At 64.9% G+C, this 18,953-nt stretch carries 17 protein-coding genes; 4 read left to right on the top strand and 13 right to left on the bottom strand.

Translation table 11 applies throughout. From position 1 onward, the window contains the following. Positions 1-28 precede the first annotated feature (28 nt). Positions 29-607 carry a phosphatidylglycerophosphatase A gene (locus FUT88_RS08310; RefSeq protein WP_147214568.1) on the bottom strand — a complete coding sequence of 193 codons (579 nt, stop codon included), beginning with the start codon at positions 605-607 and terminating at the stop codon, positions 29-31. After that, positions 604-1,689: a thiamine-phosphate kinase gene (thiL, locus tag FUT88_RS08305; RefSeq protein WP_147214567.1), complete on the bottom strand. Its 1,086-nt coding sequence runs from the start codon at positions 1,687-1,689 to the stop codon at positions 604-606. Before thiL ends, FUT88_RS08310 begins: the two co-directional genes overlap by 4 nt. Before the next feature lie 161 nt (positions 1,690-1,850). Between thiL and FUT88_RS08300 the strand changes: the two genes are divergently transcribed. The 3 genes from FUT88_RS08300 to FUT88_RS08290 all read left to right on the top strand — a co-directional run bounded on the left by FUT88_RS08300 (position 1,851) and on the right by FUT88_RS08290 (position 5,723). Then, positions 1,851-4,196: an NADP-dependent malic enzyme gene (locus tag FUT88_RS08300; protein ID WP_147214566.1), complete on the top strand. Its 2,346-nt coding sequence runs from the start codon at positions 1,851-1,853 to the stop codon at positions 4,194-4,196. A 472-nt stretch (positions 4,197-4,668) separates the two neighbouring features. Further along, positions 4,669-5,103: a ribonuclease gene (locus FUT88_RS08295; protein ID WP_147214565.1), complete on the top strand. Its 435-nt coding sequence runs from the start codon at positions 4,669-4,671 to the stop codon at positions 5,101-5,103. Then, positions 5,100-5,723 carry a barstar family protein gene (locus FUT88_RS08290; RefSeq protein ID WP_009241534.1) on the top strand — a complete coding sequence of 208 codons (624 nt, stop codon included), beginning with the start codon at positions 5,100-5,102 and terminating at the stop codon, positions 5,721-5,723. Before FUT88_RS08295 ends, FUT88_RS08290 begins: the two co-directional genes overlap by 4 nt. A gap of 95 nt (positions 5,724-5,818) precedes the next feature. Here FUT88_RS08290 and araH read toward each other — a convergent pair whose 3' ends face one another. The 7 genes from araH to FUT88_RS08255 form a co-directional block, all read right to left on the bottom strand. After that, positions 5,819-6,829, bottom strand: a complete 1,011-nt coding sequence (gene araH / locus FUT88_RS08285; RefSeq protein WP_147214591.1) for an L-arabinose ABC transporter permease AraH — start codon at positions 6,827-6,829, stop codon at positions 5,819-5,821. A gap of 30 nt (positions 6,830-6,859) precedes the next feature. Continuing rightward, positions 6,860-8,389, bottom strand: coding sequence for an L-arabinose ABC transporter ATP-binding protein AraG (gene araG, locus FUT88_RS08280; RefSeq protein WP_147214564.1), 1,530 nt, complete (start codon positions 8,387-8,389; stop codon positions 6,860-6,862). 152 nt (positions 8,390-8,541) lie between these two features. Beyond that, positions 8,542-9,546: an arabinose ABC transporter substrate-binding protein gene (locus tag FUT88_RS08275; protein ID WP_147214563.1), complete on the bottom strand. Its 1,005-nt coding sequence runs from the start codon at positions 9,544-9,546 to the stop codon at positions 8,542-8,544. Positions 9,547-9,599: 53 nt separating this feature from the next. Further along, positions 9,600-10,538, bottom strand: coding sequence for a Gfo/Idh/MocA family protein (locus FUT88_RS08270; RefSeq protein ID WP_147214562.1), 939 nt, complete (start codon positions 10,536-10,538; stop codon positions 9,600-9,602). Positions 10,539-10,540: 2 nt separating this feature from the next. Beyond that, on the bottom strand, positions 10,541-11,470 hold the full coding sequence (locus FUT88_RS08265; RefSeq protein WP_147214561.1) for a dihydrodipicolinate synthase family protein: 930 nt from the start codon (positions 11,468-11,470) through the stop codon (positions 10,541-10,543). A gap of 25 nt (positions 11,471-11,495) precedes the next feature. Beyond that, the gene (locus FUT88_RS08260; RefSeq protein ID WP_147214560.1) at positions 11,496-12,821 is read right to left on the bottom strand and encodes an MFS transporter; all 1,326 of its coding nucleotides are present in this window, start codon (positions 12,819-12,821) and stop codon (positions 11,496-11,498) included. 15 nt (positions 12,822-12,836) lie between these two features. Beyond that, positions 12,837-14,573 (bottom strand): IlvD/Edd family dehydratase, encoded by a 1,737-nt coding sequence (locus FUT88_RS08255; protein WP_147214559.1) that lies wholly within the window; start codon positions 14,571-14,573, stop codon positions 12,837-12,839. Between the two features lie 203 nt (positions 14,574-14,776). Between FUT88_RS08255 and FUT88_RS08250 the strand changes: the two genes are divergently transcribed. Then, the gene (locus FUT88_RS08250) at positions 14,777-15,721 is read left to right on the top strand and encodes a LysR family transcriptional regulator (RefSeq protein WP_147214558.1); all 945 of its coding nucleotides are present in this window, start codon (positions 14,777-14,779) and stop codon (positions 15,719-15,721) included. A 56-nt stretch (positions 15,722-15,777) separates the two neighbouring features. Here the strand turns inward: FUT88_RS08250 and FUT88_RS08245 are convergent, their stop codons facing one another. From FUT88_RS08245 to gcvA, 4 genes are all read right to left on the bottom strand, one after another. Further along, the gene (locus FUT88_RS08245) at positions 15,778-16,377 is read right to left on the bottom strand and encodes a YidB family protein (RefSeq protein ID WP_147214557.1); all 600 of its coding nucleotides are present in this window, start codon (positions 16,375-16,377) and stop codon (positions 15,778-15,780) included. Positions 16,378-16,460: 83 nt separating this feature from the next. Further along, positions 16,461-17,210 carry a 16S rRNA (uracil(1498)-N(3))-methyltransferase gene (locus FUT88_RS08240; protein WP_147214556.1) on the bottom strand — a complete coding sequence of 250 codons (750 nt, stop codon included), beginning with the start codon at positions 17,208-17,210 and terminating at the stop codon, positions 16,461-16,463. 49 nt (positions 17,211-17,259) lie between these two features. Continuing rightward, positions 17,260-17,679, bottom strand: a complete 420-nt coding sequence (locus FUT88_RS08235; RefSeq protein WP_092972427.1) for a VOC family protein — start codon at positions 17,677-17,679, stop codon at positions 17,260-17,262. Positions 17,680-17,756: 77 nt separating this feature from the next. Continuing rightward, complete coding sequence (gcvA, locus tag FUT88_RS08230; RefSeq protein ID WP_147214555.1) at positions 17,757-18,683, bottom strand: transcriptional regulator GcvA; 927 nt, start codon at positions 18,681-18,683, stop codon at positions 17,757-17,759. Positions 18,684-18,953: the final 270 nt, after the last annotated feature.

Genomic DNA, 18,953 nt, shown 5'->3' with positions numbered 1-18,953 from the left:
ATACCTTTGGAGCTTCGGTCGTCAAACGTCAAAGCGAGCGCCACAGCGCGAACACCAGCAGCGTGTAGAACGCCGCCAGGATGTCATCGACCATCACGCCGTAGCCGCCGCGCACGCCAAAGCCTTTGAGCGAGCGGTCGTAGTAGCGAATGGGCGCCGGCTTGACCATGTCGAAGAAGCGGAACCAGAGGAAAGCGGCGAATTGCCCGCCCAGCGTGGTGGGCGTGACAAACGCCAGCACGATCCAAAACGCCACCATTTCGTCCCACACCATGGCGCCGTGGTCTGCCACGCCCAGATCGCGCGCGGTGCGGGCACATGCCCAGATACCGATCACGAAACCCACCGCCGCGATCAGCAGCCAAGTCGGCCCTGAGATCCACCGAGCAAACACAACGTAGATCAGCCACGCGTACAGGGTGCCGACCGTGCCCGGCAGGATGGGAGAGAGGCCCGAGCCGAAGCCGAGCGCGAGGATGCGCGCCGGATGGCCGAACATGAAGCGTGCCGTGGGGCGGCGTACCTGTACGGTCTGGCCCGCTTCGAGCACAACAGTGTCAGGCTGGCCCGGCGGATTGGATGGCGGGAAGGGAGCGGAAGACATCATGAGGCGGAAGAAAAATGGTCGAAGCTGCCGTGCGTGAAGATAACCGGCGCGCCTTTGGCATCGATGAGTCGCAAGCCGGTTTCGCCGTCGATGCGGCCGATGCGCGTCACGGCCACACCCGCACGCTTGCCGGCGGCGATCACAGCGTCGCGCGCATCGGCAGGCGCAGTGAAGCAAAGTTCGTAGTCGTCGCCGCCGGCCAGCGTGCATTGCAGCTGAAGCGCCGGCGACTGCGCCGCCAGTGTCGCCGAGCGCGGAACATCGTCCACCACGATCGTCGCTCCCACGCGGGATTGCGCGAGGATGTGGCCAAGATCGCCCAACAAGCCGTCAGATACGTCAAGTGCTGCCCGGGCGATACCGCGCAATGCCAGGCCGAGCGTGATGCGCGGCGAGGGCATGTCCATGCGCGGCTGCACCTGAGCGAGCGCCTGGGGCGTCAGCGGCCACTCGTCGCGCAAGGCGCCCAGCGCGAGTCGTGCGTCGCCTACGGAGCCCGAGACCCAGATGTCATCGCCAGGGCGGGCGGCGTCGCGACGTAGTGCCGCAGCGGCGGGAACGTCGCCGAAGACGGTCAGGCTGAGGGTGAGCGGCCCCCGTGTAGTGTCGCCGCCGATCAGTTCGCAGCGAAACGCATCGGCCAAGGCGAGCAAGCCTTCGGAAAACGGTTTGAGCCACGCCGCATCGGCCTGGGGCAATGCCACGGCGAGCGTAAAGGCGCGGGGCTCGGCGCCCATCGCTGCCAGGTCAGAGAGGTTGACAGCGAGCGCCTTATGGCCAAGTGCGCGCGGCTCCGCATGTGGAAAGAAGTGACGGCCGGCGACCAGCATGTCGGTGGAGATCGCCAATTCGTGCCCCGGGCGCGGCGCAAGCAGGGCGCAGTCGTCGCCCACGCCCAACGTCGCTTTCGAGGTCGGCCGCGTGAAATAACGGCGGATCAGACCAAATTCGGACAGATTGTCCGCCGGATCGCCGAAGTTGGAGGGGTGGACGGGTTTAGACACGGCAGCGGCGATGGAAGAATATGGGGCAAGCCCGATGGTGCCGTGACAGGACGGTGGAATATTGTAGCGAATGCGCATGGCACTCCCACCCAAAATCCCGTTGTGAGATCGCTTTTCACTATATAAAATGACGGGCCCAAGGAGGCGGACCGTATTCCCGTGGCGCTCGTGAGGGTATCCCGGTGGCCCGCTAGATGCGACGGCCGGCGTGCGCGCTGGCCACCCGATACGAGAGACCCATGACCACGGTGGATTCCCAGCCTCAGCAGCCCGCCCGCACGGATGAAGAACTCAAGGCGCAGCAGCGCGCCGCCTTGCGCAAGGCCGCGCTGGAGTACCACGAGTTTCCGACCCCGGGCAAGATTTCCGTCACGCCGACCAAGCCGCTGTCGAACCAGCGCGACTTGGCCCTGGCGTATTCGCCCGGCGTTGCCGCCGCCTGCGAAGAGATCGTCGAAGACGTTGCGAACTCGTTCCGCTACACCGCACGCGGCAACCTCGTCGGCGTGGTGACCAACGGCACGGCGGTGCTCGGCCTTGGCGACATCGGCCCGGAAGCCTCGAAGCCGGTCATGGAAGGCAAGGCAGGCCTCTTCAAGAAATTTGCCGGTATCGATGTGTTTGACATCGAGATCAACGAAAAAGACCCCCAGAAGCTGGTCGATATCATCGCCTCGCTGGAGCCGACCTTCGGCGGCATCAACCTGGAAGACATCAAGGCGCCGGAGTGCTTCTTCGTCGAGCGCGAACTGCGCAAGCGCATGAAGATTCCCGTCTTCCACGATGACCAGCACGGCACCGCCATCGTCGTGGGCGCAGGCATCACAAACGCACTGAAGGTCGTCGGCAAGGACATCAAGAAGGTCAAGCTGGTGGCATCGGGCGCGGGCGCTGCGGCGCTGGCCTGCCTCGACCTGCTGGTCGATCTGGGCCTGCCGCGCGAAAACATCTGGGTGACGGACCTGGCGGGCGTTGTCTACGAAGGCCGTACCGAACTGATGGATCCGGACAAGGCGCACTTCGCACAGAAGACCGATCTGCGTACGCTGGCCGAAGTCATCGACGGCGCCGACATTTTCCTGGGGCTGTCCGCCGCCGGCGTGCTTAAGCAGGACATGGTCAAGCGCATGGCCGACAAGCCGATCATCTTCGCGCTGGCCAACCCGAACCCGGAAATCCTGCCGGAGCTGGCCAAGGAAGTGCGCCCCGACGTCATCATGGGCACCGGCCGCACGGACTACCCGAACCAGGTCAACAACGTCCTGTGCTTCCCGTTCATCTTCCGCGGGGCGCTGGACGTGGGCGCGACCACCATCACGCGTGAGATGGAAGTTGCCGCCGTGCACGCGGTGGCAGAACTGGCCCGCCAGGAGCAAAGCGACATCGTGGCTTCCGCCTACGGCATCCAGGATCTGTCGTTCGGCCCCGAATACCTGATTCCGAAGCCCTTCGACCCGCGCCTGATCGTCAAGATCGCGCCGGCCGTGGCGCAAGCGGCCATGCTCTCGGGCGTGGCGCAGCGTCCGATCGAAGACATGGACGCCTACCGCCAGCATCTGCAGCAGTTCGTCTACCACTCCGGCACGCTGATGAAGCCGATCTTCTCGGCCGCCCGCAAGGTGCCGATGGAGAACAAGCGCATCGTCTTTGCCGAGGGTGAAGAAGAGCGCGTCCTCCGTGCCGTGCAGATCGTCGTGGACGAAAAGCTCGCCAGCCCGATCCTGATCGGCCGCCCGAGCGTGATCGCCCATCGCATCGAGCGTTTCGGCCTGCGCCTGCGCGAGGGCGTGGATTTCACCGTGGTGAACCCTGAACACGACCAGCGCTTCCGCGACTACTGGGAGACGTACTACAAGCTGATGGCGCGCAAGGGCGTGACGCCGCAATACGCGAAGCTCGAATTGCGCCGCCGTTCGACGCTGATCGGCGCTGTCATGATCCACAAGGGCGAAGCCGACGGCATGATTTGCGGCACGGTCAGCAACACCGCCGCCCACCTGCGCTATATCGACCAGGTCATTGGCGGCACGAACTGCGTGTACGCCGCCATGAACGGCCTGGTTCTGCCCGGGCGCCAGATCTTCCTCACGGACACACACGTCAACGTCGATCCGACTGCGGAGCAGCTCGCCGAGATCACCATCATGGCTGCCGAGGAACTGTGCCGCTTTGGCATCAAGCCGAAAGTTGCGCTGATGTCGCACTCCAACTTCGGCTCCTCGGAAGCGCCTTCCGCCGTCAAGATGCGTGAAACTTTGGCCATTCTGCGCGAACGTGCGCCGACCCTGGAGGTGGATGGCGAGATGCACGGTGATGCGGCGCTCGACGAAAAGCTCCGCGACTCGCTGGTGCCCGATTCGACCCTGAAGGGCGAAGCGAACCTGTTGGTCATGCCCAACATCGACGCTGCCAACATCGCCTACAACCTGCTGAAGACGGCGGCTGGCAACAACATCGCCATCGGCCCGATCCTGCTGGGCGCGAAGAAGCCGGTGCATATCCTCACGCCGTCGGCTACGGTGCGACGCATCCTCAACATGACGGCCCTGACCGTGGTGGATGCTGCTGCACAGGCGCAACGCTGATCGCCACTGCACCAGAAAAAGGGAGCGCACGATGCTGCGCTCCTTTTTTTTGCTCTGTAAGTGTGCGTGCGCTTACATTCGAAAGAACTCAATACTGATGTGGAAAAACCCTTCAGACTTTTACCATCGGTTGATTGTTGCCATCGATGAGCGTACCCTTACGGGCTGAAGGGGTGCTTCTGAGCACATGAGGTCCGAACAGGGCCAGACGGTTCGAAAAAGCGGTTTTCCGTACACACGTCTAGCCGGTTTGCCTTATTTGGTGCGCGCAATGGGTAGGTTTTTGCAGGCGGAAGGATTCCCCAAGTCTTCGGCAGTCGCCCGACTTGTCATTCCCTGCCAGGCCTCTCACGCATTGAGCCGCTTCGCTTTCAGCTGCAAACCGGCTGTCCGGATCACTATTGGGCGGCCACCTGCGCTTGTGACCTGCGCCGGGCTCCGGCTGGCGCGATTCTCCCGTTAGGGCCTGCTGATGACAAAGCGACTTGGGGCGTGGATCGGCCGCTCCGTATCTCAGGCGATGGCGCGTGGCGCGCTGGCGGCAACGCTTGCGTTGTCGGTGGCGGCCGGTTTGCCGGCCAATGCAGTCGCTCGGGACACATCCGGCATGGCTGCCGCCGTGGGAACCATTCGTGCGGCAGACCTGCCCAATGAGGCGCAGCGCACGCTGGCACTGATCGAGCAGGGCGGTCCGTTCCCCTATGCGAAAGATGGCACCACGTTCGGCAACTATGAACGGCGTTTGCCTGCGCAACGGCGTGGCTATTACCACGAGTACACCGTGAAGACGCGAGGGGCTCGCAACCGTGGCGCCCGACGCATCATCTGCGGCGGCGATCAGCAAGCGGCCAACGACTGCTACTACACGGAAGATCACTACAACAGTTTTCAACGGATACAGCGATGACGACCAACATGTTTGGGCTGGACGACTCGCTCACCGCACGCGATGAGCGCGTGGCCCGCGAGGCGTGGCACAAGGCGCAAAATCTGTACGACGGTGTGGTCGGGATGCAAGCCCTGGGCGCACGCGTCGGGGGGGCGGCCAAGTTGCCTCAAAGCGCACCGCAGAACATCATGACGCAGGACAACACTCAGACGGACGACGACGGAGGTCGCGAAGACGCCATGAACCTGTTCAAGACGGTGCGTCCGAATATCGTGCAGTCGATCCGCGCGTTCCGCGTGGCGGATCTGGCCGAGTCGGCGGCCAGCCTTGGCCAGCATTTCCTGTACGCCAACTGCGCGGCGGCGACGACCAAGAGTGAAGTGCTCGACGTGATTGCGCGCGAGTTTCTGTTCCCGAAGCATTTCGGCAAGAACTTCGATGCCTTGGCCGACTGCCTGACCGACATGATCTACAAGGCCGGCCCGCAACCGGGTTTTGTGATCGTGCTTGAGGGTCTGCCGTGCCAGCCCAAGTTCGATAAGGAAGCGCGTGAAGTGCTGTTGGACGTCTTCCGCGACGCAGCCGAATTCTGGGCCGAGCGCAAGGTTCAGTTCCGCGTGTTCTATTCGTTCGCTTGAAGGTGCTCCGGCGCCGATCATCGATCATCGGCATTGGAATGGAAAAGCCCGCACATGCGGGCTTTTTTGTTGCCGTGTAAAAGCCGAGTGGCGTGTCAGCTTGCCCGCTTGTTGCGGCGAATCCGATCAAACCACACCGCCAGCAGCAGAATGCCGCCGCGGATCAGGTACTGATAGAACGTCGGCACGTTCATCAGGCTCATTGCGTTCTGCACCGACCCCATGATCAGAACGCCGACCAGCACGCCGGACACGGTTGCGACCCCGCCCGTGAGCGACACTCCGCCCAGCACGCAGGCCGAGATCACGCCCAGCTCAAGCCCGACGGACGTTTTCGGATCGCCCAGACTCATGCGCGAGGCCAGCATCACGCCGGCAAAGCCCGTCACCAGGCCCTGCAGGACGAACACGGCGATCTTGATGCGTGTGACAGGCAGGCCGGCAAGCAGCGCGGCTTCTTCATTGCCGCCGACGGCAAGGACGTTCTTACCGAACACCGTCTTCTTGAGCAGGAAGCCGAACAGTGCGAAACCAACGATGTTGCTCCAGATCGGGTATGAAATACCGAGGAAGGATCCGCCGCCCAGGTCGAAGAAGCTCTCTTCGGAAATCATGACCGCGTCGCCGTTGGAGGTGATGAAGGCGAGGCCGCGCACGACTTCCATCATGGCCAGCGTGACGATCAGCGAGTTGATCTGGTAGCGCGCCACCAGCACGCCGTTGACGAGCCCGACCAGGCCGCCTGCCAGCACGCCGGCTCCGACACCAAGCGCCACGCTGTGCGTTGCGGTGATGAGCGTCGATGCCACCACGCCCGCGAAGGCGACGATGGAGGCGACGGACAAGTCCACCTCGCCGAGTGCGAGGACGAACATCATCGTGACGGAAATGGAGCCGATCAGGGTGACGGAGAGCAGCAGGCCCTGGATGTTGCGACTGCTGACGAAGCCCGGCACCGTGAACGCCAGCGCGGTGAACAGCAGGAGGAACACCACGACGATGCCCGATCGGTTGACCAGCTCCCACGTGAGGGCGGCGCGGCTTGGAATGCCGGAGGCGGCTAACGGCGGGCCGCCCGGCACGGATTCGGTGGATGGCGTTTGCATAGGGTCGGTTTCCATGAGGCGTGATTCGCGCTAGCGTGGCAGCGCGAGTTTGATGAGGGTGTCGGGCGAGGCGTGCTCTCTGGGCAGATCGCCGACGATGCGGCCTTGCTTCATCACGAGCACGCGGTCGGCCACGCCGATGACTTCCGCCAGGTCGCTCGACACGACGATGACGGTGCGCCCCGCCTCGGCAAGGCCGTAGAGCAGGCTGTAGATTTCGCTGCGGGCGCCGACGTCGATGCCGCGCGTGGGCTCGTCCATCAGGAAGACGTCGATGTCCTCGGCCAGCCAGCGCGAGAGAATCACCTTCTGCTGATTGCCGCCCGACAGCTTGCCGATGGGCGTTTCGCCGTTGCGCGTCTTGATGGCGAGCTTGTCGATGAACGACTGGGTGGTCCGCGCTTCCTGCCGGTTGTTGAGCACGCTGAAGCGGCTGAAGTGGCGCCGGCAACTGATGTTCAGGTTGTCCGAGACCGAAGCGATGGCGACGATGCCTTCCTGCTTGCGGTCTTCCGGGCAGAGCGCGACACCCGCGCGGACCGCATCGCGCGGCGAGTTGAACTGGACGCGCTTGCCGTTCAGGCGAATCTCGCCTGCTGTGGGTTTGACCGCGCCGTAGAGCAGCTTCATCAGCTCGGAGCGCCCTGCGCCCACCAGCCCGAAGAAGCCGACGATTTCGCCTGCATGCGCCCGGAACGATGCGGGTTCGCTCAAGCCGGGCCCCATCAGTCCGCGCACGTCGACCTTCACGCCGCCGAGCGGGCGCGGCTTGTAGCCGTACACGTCCTGGATCGAGCGGCCGACCATGCAGCGGATGAGCCGTTCGCGATCGAGGTTCGCGCCGGCGTTGAACGTGTCGATGTGCCGGCCGTCGCGGAACACGGTCACGCGATCGCACAGTTCGTACACCTCTTCCATGCGATGCGTGACGTAGATGACTGCGCGGCCCTCGGCCTTGAGCGCGCGAATGATGCGGAACAACTGCGTCGTCTCGCGCGAGGAGAGCGAACTCGTGGGTTCGTCAAAGGCGATCACGCGTGCGTCGCGCATCAGCGCCTTGCCGATCTCGATCATCTGGCGCTGGCCGATCGACAGATGCTTGACGGGCTGCGCCGGATCGAGCTTCTCGCCCAGCCGTTCGAGCTCGCGCAGCGCGCGGGCGATCAGCGTCTTCTCGTCGAGCACGCCAAAGCGGTTGGGCAGCGCACCGAGCATCAGGTTTTCCGCCACCGTCAGTTCAGGTACGAGGTGCAGTTCCTGATAGATGATCGCGATGCCCGCCGCAATGGCTGCACGCGTGTTCGTGAACTGCTGCGGCACGCCGTCGAGCGACAGCGTGCCGTTCTCCGGCTGGTTGACGCCCGACAGCACCTTGAGCAGCGTCGACTTGCCCGCGCCGTTTTCGCCCATCAGGCCGTGCACCTCGCCGCGGCGGATGTCGAGCGAGACGTGGTCGAGCGCGAGCACGCCAGGAAAGCGCACGGTGATGCCGTCGAGCTTCAGATACGCGCCAGCGGAAGCGTTCGGCGGGCCGCTCTCTTCAAGTGATTGGACTGTCATCGATTGCCTTTTTTTCGCTGGCCTTGGCGCTGAACCGGTTCACGATCCGTAGCGAGCGGCCCGAGGCTGGCCTGAGAAGCGCAGTCGTACATGGGTACGGCGAGCATCGCAAGGTCAACTGCGAGCCGCGCAGTGGGATCGTGAGCCGGTTCTCAAATGCCCAGTTCCTTGCGCACTTCTTGCCAGTTGCTGCGCACCATCAGCTTGCCGGTGGTCTGCGTATCGGCCGGCGGTTGCTTGCCCGTCTTGATCCAGTCGACGAGGTTTGCAGCGCTGTCCTTGCCGTGGTTGGTCGAACTGACGGCAATCGTGCCGAAGAAGCCCGTCTGCTCCTTCTTCTGGAATTCGGCAAACGCCTCGCCGGCACCGTTGATGCCGACGCCGATCACATCGGCTGCCGGGATGTGCAGTTGCTCGGTGGCGCGCACGCCGCCCAGCACGCTCTCTTCATTGAGCGCGAAGATCACCCACTTCTTGATGTTGGCATGCTGCGCCAGCACCGGCGATGCCGCATTGAAGCCGCCAGCGTCGTCGGTCGTCTTTTGCGGCGCGTCGAAGATGTTCTCTTTCTTGAAGCCGCCGGCCAGCAGCGTCTGCGTGGCGCCGTCGGTGCGCAGCTTGGCGGTCGGCAGTTCGTAGTTGGTGATGCGCAGCGCCCCCACTTCCTCGGGCTTCCAGCCGCGGCGCTTCATCTCGTCGGAGATGGCCTGGCCGACCTGGTTGCCGATCTTGAAGGCCGACATGCCGAGGTGCGGCACGTTGGCCAGCGGCTTGCCGGACGAGTCGACGAGCTGATCGTCCACCGTGACGAACTTCATGTTGTAGTGCTTGGCGCGTGCGGAGATGGCCGGCCCGAGGCGCACGTCCGGTGCGCAGATGACGAAGCCCTTGGCACCTTGCGCGCCCAGGTTGTCGATGGCGGCCAGCACCTTTTCACCATCGGGCGTACCGATGTTCACCACCGAAAAACCGTTCTTCTTGCCAAGTTCGGTGGCGGCTTTCTGCTCGTTGATGAACCACGCCTGCTCCGGCATCTTGACCAGGAAGCCGATCTTGAGCGGCTCGTCGGCGTGGGCGGGCAGGCTGGCGGCCAGCGGCGCCAGGCAAAGGGCGGCTGCCAGGGCGGACAGGGTCAGCCGGCGAAGTTTGCGTTGCATGGTTGTCTCCTCGTTGGAATGGCTCTTATGGCACTACGTAAGTCGGCCGTGCATCACGGCACGAACGGATCGATCAGATGGCGGCGGCCGAGCAGCATGGCATCGGCGACATGCTGAAGCGGGCGGACATCCACATCGCTTTCACCACTGGCGATCAGTTCGAGAAAGCGTGTGTACAGGCTCGGGTATTCGCGTTCAGGGCCGACGTCGATCTCAGCGCCGTCGATGGTCAATTGCTTGCCGCCTTGGGCGAGCCGCAGGGTGCCGTCGCGCGTGGTCACGTCGATCTGCCATAGCTCGCCCGCGTCATGGCGCCAGTCGAATTCCGCCGCGATGGCCGTGCCGCGTTCATCGGTGAATGCGAGGTGTGCTGCAATCGGCGTCTGCTGATTGGCGGGCACCCACAGGTCGGCGGACGTCAGAAAGAACGCATGAGGCAGTACGCGGGTCAGGATCGACAGCGCGTTGATGCCCGGGTCGAAGACGCCCAGGCCGCCGGGTTCCCAAATCCATGCCTGGTTCGGGTGCCAGCGGCGCACGTCTTCTTTCCATTGCACGTCGACCGAGACGATGGCGCGGCTTGCCAGCCACTCCCGAGCGGCCTCGACACCGGGCGCGTGGCGTGAATGCCAGGAGGCGAACAAGGTGCGGCGGTTCTGCCGCGCCAGATCAGCGAGGATCGCCACTTCCGACACGCTGGCGCCGGGAGGCTTCTCCAGCATGACGTGCTTGCCGGCGGCGAGTGCCGCCCGGGCCTGGGCAAACCGCACCTGCGGCGGCGTGCACAGCGACACTGCCTGCAGCGCGCGTTCGTCTGCCAGCATGGCCTCGAGCGTCGTGTAATGCGGCAGGCCCTCAACGCGCGAATGCGGGCTGGCGCAGGCCGCAAGCGTAAAGCCCGGCTGCGCGGCAAGCGCAGGCAGATGCTGGTCACGCGCGATTTTGCCAACGCCGACGATGCCGATCGAAACAGGGGTGGAGTTGCCGTGCATGGTTATCGGCCCCAGCGCAAGACCAGCGGGTCGAGCCGCCGGGCAATGTCGATCAGGCCCCGGCGCGTGTCCGGGTGCATTGCGGGCAGCGGATGGCGCGATGCCTCGCAGGCAATCACGCCGCCTTCCTTCATCAGCGCCTTTGCGGCCAGGATGCCGGCCTGCCGGTTCTCGTGATTGATGAGCGGCAGCCAGCGTTGATACAGATCGAAGGCGAGATCGTGTTGTCCTTTGGCGTGCGCCTCGATGATCGGCCGGATGCCGTCGGGATACGCGCCGCCGGTCATGCTGCCGGTGGCGCCGGCATCGAGATCGGCCAGCAGCGTGATGGCCTCTTCGCCGTCCCAGGGGCCTTCGATGGCGTCGCCGCCGAGGCGGATCAGCTCGCGCAGCTTGGCCGCCGCCCCGGGCGTTTCGATCTTGAAGTACGCCACCTGCTCGATCTCGCGGGCCACGCGCGCGAGGAATGCCGCAGACAGCACAGTGCCGCTGGCCGGCGCATCCTGAATCATGATCGGAATGCCCACGGCATCCGACACGCGCGCAAAGAATTCGTAGATCTGCGTTTCCGGCACGCGGAAGGTGGCGCCGTGGTAGGGCGGCATCACCATCAGCATGGCGGCGCCCATGTCCTGCGCGCGACGGCTGCGTTGTGCGCAGACCTGCGTGCTGTAGTGCGACGTGGTGACGATCACCGGTACGCGGCCCGCCACGTGTTCCAGCGCGGTGCGGGTGAGGACTTCGCGTTCGTCGTCCGACAGCGAGAACTGCTCGGAGAAATTGGCGAGGATGCACAGGCCATCGGAGCCGGCGTCGATCATGAAATCGATGGCGCGCTTCTGGCTGGCAAGGTCGAGTTCGCCAGTTTCCGTGAACGTGGTGGGCACCACCGGAAAGATGCCTTGGTAGCGCGGTTTGCTGTTGCGGGTCATGAAATCGTGAAGTCGGGAATGGGTGTCAGGAGAGGTGCTGGCGTGCGCCCAGCACGGCGCGAACGATGAACGTCATCACCACGGCAAATGCCAGCGCGGCGGCAAGGAAGTACAGACCGGCAGACAGGCTGCCTGTGGCGTTCTTGAGGATGCCCATGCCATAGGGGCCGAGGTAACCGCCCAGGTTGGACAGCGAGTTGATGGTCGCGATGCCCACGGCGGCGCTCGTGCCGGTCAGGAAGTGTCCGGGCAGCGTCCACAGCACTGCCTGGATTGCATAGGCGGAAAACGCGAACAGGCAGAGGCACGCCAGTTGCAGCGCGGGCGTTTGAACCCATGCGCTGGCCGCCATGCCGAGCGCGGCCAGCGCCGACAGAATGGCGATGTGCCAGTAGCGCTCGCCCGTGCGGTCCGAATGGCGCGGCACCAGGTACAAGCCCAGCACGGCAAACAGATAGGGCACAGCCGACAGCAAACCGGTGGCGGCATCGCTCACGCCAAACTGCTTGATGATCGTCGGCAGCCACAGCGAGAGGCCGTAGATGCTCAGCGGAAACGGCAGAAACAGCAGCGCCAGCATCAGCACCCGCACATCCTTGAGCGCCTTGAGCGGGCTGCCGTGCGATTTCAGCGCATAGGCGGCCTGGTCTGCGGCCAGCTCACGTTCGATCCACGCGCGGTCTGCAGCGGGCAGCCAGCGCGCATGCGCGGGCGATTCCGGCAGGATACGCAGCGTCGGCAGGCACAACAGCGTGGCCGGCAGGCCGCTGACCACGAACAGCATCTGCCAGCTGGACATGCCGAAGAGCCCCGGCACCGACAGCAGCCACCCCGCCATCGGCCCGGTGATGATGAGCGCGACGGGCTGCGCCAGCACCAGCAAGCCGACGATGCGCGCACGGTGGCGCATCGGAAACCACTTGGTCAGGAAATACAGAATGCCCGGGTACAGGCCGGCCTCGGCCGCACCGAGCAGGAAGCGCAGCACGTAGAAGCTGACCGGGCCGCTGACCAGCGCCATGGCCATGGTGATGACGCCCCACGTAAACAGAATGCGCGCGAACCAGCGGCGTGCGCCAAAGCGCTCGAGTGCCAGGTTGCTCGGCACCTCGCATAGGAAATAGCCGATGAAGAATAGGCCCGCTCCCAGCCCGTAGGCAGCATCGCCGATGCCCACTGCCGCGTTCATGTGCAGCTTGGCGAAGCCGACTACGGAGCGATCGATATACGCCACCACGTAGATCAGCGCGAGGAACGGCATCAGCTTGCGCGTGAGCATGCGGATGATGCGCTGCTCCTCCGATGCATCGGCCGAAGTCGGAGCGGCGCCTGCGGTTTGGGAGATGTCCATCGGTCTTTCCTCGGCTCAGTGCGAGTGGCGCGGCACGGCGGCGCCACGGCAGCCGACCAGGAAATCAAGGTCGCAGCCTTCGTCGGCTTGCAGCACGTGATTGACGTACAGGCGCTGGTAGCCGCCGCCTTCACCATGGGAGCGCGGTGCCTGATAGGCCGCCATGCGGCGCGCCAGTTCGGCGTCGTCGATGTCCAGGTGCAGCGTGCCGGCCTCGCAGTCGAGTTCGATCCAGTCGCCGTCCTGCACCGCGGCCAGCGGCCCGCCAGCGGCAGCTTCGGGCGCGACGTGCAGCACGACAGTTCCGTAGGCGGTGCCGCTCATGCGTGCGTCGGAAATGCGGACCATGTCCTTCACGCCCTGGCGCAGCAGCTTTGGGGGCAGACCCATGTTGCCCACCTCGGCCATGCCCGGATATCCCTTCGGCCCGCAGTTCTTCATCACCAGCACGGAGCTGGCATCCACGTCCAAGGTCTCGTCGACGATGCGTTCCTTGTAGTGTTCGAGGTTTTCGAACACGACTGCACGGCCGCGATGCCGCAGCAATTCCGGACTCGCCGCCGACGGCTTGAGCACCGCACCGCGCGGCGCGAGATTGCCGCGCAGCACGCGAATGCCGCCATCGTCGATCAGCGGATTGGTGAGCGGTCGGATGACTTCGTCGTCGGTGATGGGCGCGTTTTTGACGTTCTCCCACAGCGTCTTGCCGTTGACGGTCAGCGCATCGGGGTGCGGCAGAAGCTTGGCCTCGCCAAGGCGGCGCAGCACGGCGGGCAGGCCGCCGGCGTAATAGAACTCCTCCATCAGGAAGCGCCCCGAGGGCATCAGGTCGACGATGGTGGGGGTATCCCGGCCGATGCGCGACCAATCTTCCAGCTCAAGCGGCACGCCGATGCGCCCGGCAATGGCTTTCAGGTGGATCACAGCGTTGGTGGAGCCACCAATGGCCGCGTTGACGCGGATGGCGTTCTCGAATGCAGCGCGCGTGAGGATCTTGGACAGCGTCAGCCCTTGCAGCGCCATCTCGACGATGCGGATGCCTGACATGTGCGCAAGCACGTAGCGCCGCGCATCCACTGCGGGAATGGCTGCGTTGTGCGGCAGCGATGTGCCGAGCGCTTCTGCCATGCAGGCCATGGTGGACGCCGTGCCCATCGTGTTGCAGGTGCCGGCCGAGCGCGACATCCCCGCCTCGGCGGACAGGAAGTGATGCAGGTCGATCTCGCCGGCCTTGAGCGATTCGTGCAGCTGCCACACCGCCGTGCCCGAGCCGATGTTCTTGCCGTCGAGCTTGCCGTTGAGCATCGGCCCGCCCGTCACGACAATCGCCGGCACGTCGCAGCTTGCCGCGCCCATCAGCAGGGCGGGCGTGGTCTTGTCGCAGCCCGTGAGCAGCACCACCGCGTCGATCGGGTTGCCGCGAATCGCCTCTTCCACATCCATGGCGGCGAGGTTGCGCGTGAGCATGGCGGTGGGGCGCAGGTTCGATTCGCCGTTGGAGAACACCGGAAACTCCACCGGAAAGCCGCCCGCCTCGTAAATGCCGCGCTTGACGTGTTCGGCCAGCTTGCGGAAATGCGCGTTGCACGGCGTCAGTTCCGACCAGGTATTGCAGATGCCGATGATCGGGCGTCCGTCGAATTCGTGGTCGGGGATGCCCTGGTTCTTCATCCAGCTTCGATACATGAAGCCGTTCTTATCGGCGGTGCCGAACCATTCGGCCGAGCGCAGCTTGGGTTTCGATTCCGACATGGGTGCGTGTGTTACGGACGTGGTTGTCGAAGCGCGCGCGTCGACTGGCAGCGCGGCACTACTTGCAGGCCGCGCGGCACGTCCGTTGTCTCCGGTGTGGTTGTGGTTTTTTGATCGGACCGAGTGTACGGAGCGCCCTGATATCCTTCCAATGAAATATTGGCCGTGACCGATATCCGATTTGATATCTCGAGGAAGACCCGATGTCGAACAGCCCCTGGTATGTCCGTGCGCGCCTGAAGACGCGACAACTGCTGCTGCTGATTGCCCTGGCCGAGGAGGGCAACATCCACCGGGCGGCCGCCGCGCTGAACATGACGCAGCCCGCCGCCTCCAAGCTGCTGCGCGAGCTGGAGGCCATGCTGGATGTGCAACTGTTCGAGCGCATGCCGCGCGGCATGCGGCCCACGCGCTATGGCGATGCGCTGATCCGGCACGCGCGCGCAGTCGTCGGCAGCCTGGACCAGGCGCAGGAGGAGGTGCTTGGGCTGAAGGCTGGTCACCTGGGGCACGTGGCGGTGGGCACCATCACATCGCCCGGCGTGCGGCTGTTGCCGCCGGTGGTGGCGCAGATCACGCGCGAGCATCCGGGGCTGCGGGTGTCGCTTGAAATCGAAAGCAGCAACGTGCTGCTCGAACGCCTTGCGCAGGACAAGCTCGACTTAGTGGTCGGCAGGCTGTTTGCCGAGCACGACAAACTGCACCTGCGCTACGAGCCGCTGGCCGACGAGCCGGTGGTGGCGGTGGCGCGGCCGGGGCATCCGCTGCTGGCTGAACCGTCGCTGACCTTGGCCGATGTGCAGCCCGCCACCTGGGTGGTGCCGCCCATCGGCAGCGTGCTGCGTCACCGGTTCGATTTGATGTTCCAGCGGGAGAGCCTGACAGCGCCGTCCAGCGTGGTCGAAACCCCCGCGCTGCTCTTCCTGACGCGCATCCTCGAGCAGAGCGACATGCTGGCCGTGATCGGCGCCGACGTCGCGCAGTACTACGCGTCGTATCGGATGCTGGCGATTCTTCCGATGGCGATACCGTGTCAGATGGACGACTTCGGCATCATCACGCGCACGGACCGGTTGTTGTCTCCGGCGGCGCTGCATGTGGTGCAGGCGCTGCGCGACGCGGGCCGAACGGCCTACGGCGCGGCGTGATTGCCGAGTCAAGAAAAGCCCGCATTGCGGGCTTTTTTACTGTGCCGAGATGACGCTCAGGCTGCCGGCACCGCACCCTGCGGCGTGAGGTGATTGACGGCCTCAGGCAGGCCCTCGGCGAGCTGGTTCGCGAGGTCGCCTTCGTTGACGCCGAAGTGGGCGGCCAGTTTCGAGACTTCCTCCAGCGCGCCCGTACCGCTCAGTGCCTGGGTAATCTGCTCGCCCGACACCGGCAGGTTCTGGCCATTGCCGATCCACGATTTGACCTCTTCGCCCAGACCCGCTTGCTCCAGGATCTGTTGCAGCGGCCCGAGGCCACCGACCGCGGCCTGATCCGCGTTGCCATTGCCGCCGCCCAGCAAACCGCCGAGCAGGCCGCCAAGGCCACCGGCCCCACCAGCACCGCCGAGCAGACTGCCCAGCGCGCCGGCACCGCCTGCCGCACCAAGCAAGCCACCCAGCGAACCGAACAGCCCGCCCCCCTGATCTTCCTGCCCTTGCGGCGCGGCCGCATCGCCCGCGCCCGGCGACCTGTGCTTCATTGCCAGGTAGGCCAGCACGCCCACGGCCAGCAGCACTTTCTTGTTGCCCAGCAAGGACGATTGCGCGCCGCTGGCGTCATTGCCGCCGCCGAGAATCGAATCGAGTAGACCCATGATGAAGCTCCTTTGGTCAATGGCGGGCAGGGGGGGATAAGGCCCGCCGGGGGATCAAACGGTCAGTGTTTCGTCGCGAGAACTTAGAACTCGCCGAGCACGGCGTGCAGCGCGGAGACGGCAACAAGCGCCGCCGATTCCGTTCTCAGAATACGTCGCCCGAGTGTCAGTGGTAAGAAACCGGCAGCCTCGGCAAGCGCTTCTTCGTCGGGCGAGAGGCCACCCTCGGGGCCGATCAGCAGGAGGATGCCGCTGCCTTCGATGTGCGTGCGCGACTGCACCGCCCACTGCGTGAGCGACTGCGTGCCGCGCGGTGACAGCAACACGCGCGGCGTGTCGGTCGACTTGGCGGCGGCAAGCCATTCGCGCAGCGTGGCGACCGGCGCGACCACCGGCACGCGGGCGCGGCCGCATTGCTCGCAGGCGGCTTGCACGAGTGCCTGCCAGTGCTGCACGCGCTTGGCGGCGCGCTCGCCCGAGAGTCGCACCACGCCGCGTTCGGTCTGCAGCGGCGCGACGGCATTGATGCCCAGTTCGACGGCCTTTTCGATGAGCCAATCCATCTTGTCGCCGCCGGCAATGCCTTGCGCAAGCGTGATGGCGTAGCGCGCTTCGGTGTCAGGCTGCGTGGCGTCGGCAAGGCTGGCAGTGGCATCGCGCTTGTTGATGGCGTCGAGCCGCGCGCGGAATTCGTGGCCGGAGCCATCGAACAGGCAGACGTCATCGCCAGCGGCCAGGCGCAGAACGTGGATGTGGCGCGTGACGGACTCGTCCAGCGTGACGGTGGTGTTGGGGGCGAGCGGCGTATCGACGAAAAAACGGGGAAGCCCCATTACTGCAATCCTTGTTGTGAATCGGTCAGGCGATCCGGCGATGGCGCGATCAGGCTGCGGCAGGGCGGCAGGCAAGGCCCCAGCGATAACCATCGGGATCGCGTACGGCGGCGTAGCGCTCGCCCCAGAAGGCATCATGCGGCGCCATGATCGACGCGGCACCCTGGTCGAGCGCGTGCTGGTACACGGTGTCGACGTCGTCGCAATAGAGGTGGAAGCTCTGCGGGCATTCAAAGCCGGCGCCGGCCGGGGCTTTGGCGGTGGAGCCGAAGGCGCCTTCGGGCGCAAACATCAGCATGAGCTGGCCCTGGTACGTCATCTCGACGTGGATCGGGCGGCCATGGTCGTGCACCTCATCCTGCACACCGAAACCGAACGCGTTGCGATAGAAGGCGATGGCGGCCGAGGCGTCGCGCACGGTCAGGTACGGGACGAGCCACGGCGTGTTGGCGGGGCGGGGGAAGCTCATGGCGGGCTCCTTCTTCGGCGCGATGCAACCAGGGACGAGTAGTGTAGAGCGCCGGCCGCACCACAATCAAAAAGAAATCAAAACACCTCGCCTGCCGCGAGTTCATTGCGGGCGCGCCCACCGCTGCGGGCAACTTCGTCGACGAGCCATTGGCGAAACAGGGCAAAGCCTGCGTGTTCGGCAGCCTGGTGCGGATAGATCAGGTAGTACGACAGGCGCAGCGAGGCTTCAGTCGCAAGCGGCCGCATCAGGCGTCCGGCGGCGATGTCGTATTCGACGAGGATGCCCTGGCCGAGCGCCACGCCTTGGCCATCAATGGCGGCCTGCAGGGCCATCAGCGCCTCGGAAAACGCCGGCCCGCGCGTGGCGTCGATGTGGGGAACACCCACCTCGTCAAGCCATTGCCGCCACGTTGGATGGTGCGCGAGATGGCGTCCGCCGCGCTCGTGCAGCAGCGTCTGCGTGGCGAGGTCCTGCGGCATGCGGATGGCGGCCTGCAGCGTGGCGTTGCACACGGGGAAGAAATCGGTGGAGGTGAACCACTCGACGCGAAGGTTGGGCGCATTGACTTGCCGGTCGTCGATGCACAGATCGAACTGGCCGTGGTCCTGCACGTCGGCGGTCGACACCTCGACGCGCACGTGCGGATGTTGGTTGAAGAAGCGGTACAGCCGCGGCACCAGCCACTTGGCGCCGAAGGTTGGCGGCACAGCCACGCGCAGGGGCGCGTCGGCGGTGTCCATCAACAGATCGGTGGCCTGTTCCAGCGCACGCAGCGCGTCGCGCACGCGGGGCAGGTAGTTCTCGCCGGCGTCTGTGAGCGTGAGCTGGTTGTTGCGGCGCGCGAAGAGCTTTTTCCCCAGATGATCTTCGAGCTGCTTGATCTGGTGGCTGACGGCGGCGTTCGTCACGCAAAGCTCATCGGCGGCCCGGCTGAAGCTCAGGTGCCGGCCCGCGACTTCAAAGACGCGCAACGCATTAAGGGGAGGGAGGCGCCGTGGCATGCGTTCTCGTTAAGAAAAATTTAACGTCTAACGAAGAATTTGTAGTTTGCCACGTTAAGGCCGCCCCGACTACAAATGCGCCTGGGGACGGTGACGATGCCTGGTGTGTGCCTCCAGCGATCTCAAACCGCGCGCCGCACCGGACCCCGCCTACAAAAACATTTCAGGAGACGTCATGAATCGAACCACCGCTGTTCGCGGGATGCTGGCGTGCGGCCTTGCGCTCGCTGGCTGGACCGCTCCCGCCCTCGCACAAACCAACGTCACGCT

The sequence above is a fragment of the Ralstonia sp. TCR112 genome (assembly GCF_007997035.1).
Taxonomy (GTDB): domain Bacteria; phylum Pseudomonadota; class Gammaproteobacteria; order Burkholderiales; family Burkholderiaceae; genus Ralstonia; species Ralstonia edaphi.
The sequence above is the reverse complement of the archived record's forward strand: the minus strand, read 5'-3'. Positions and strand labels throughout refer to the sequence as shown.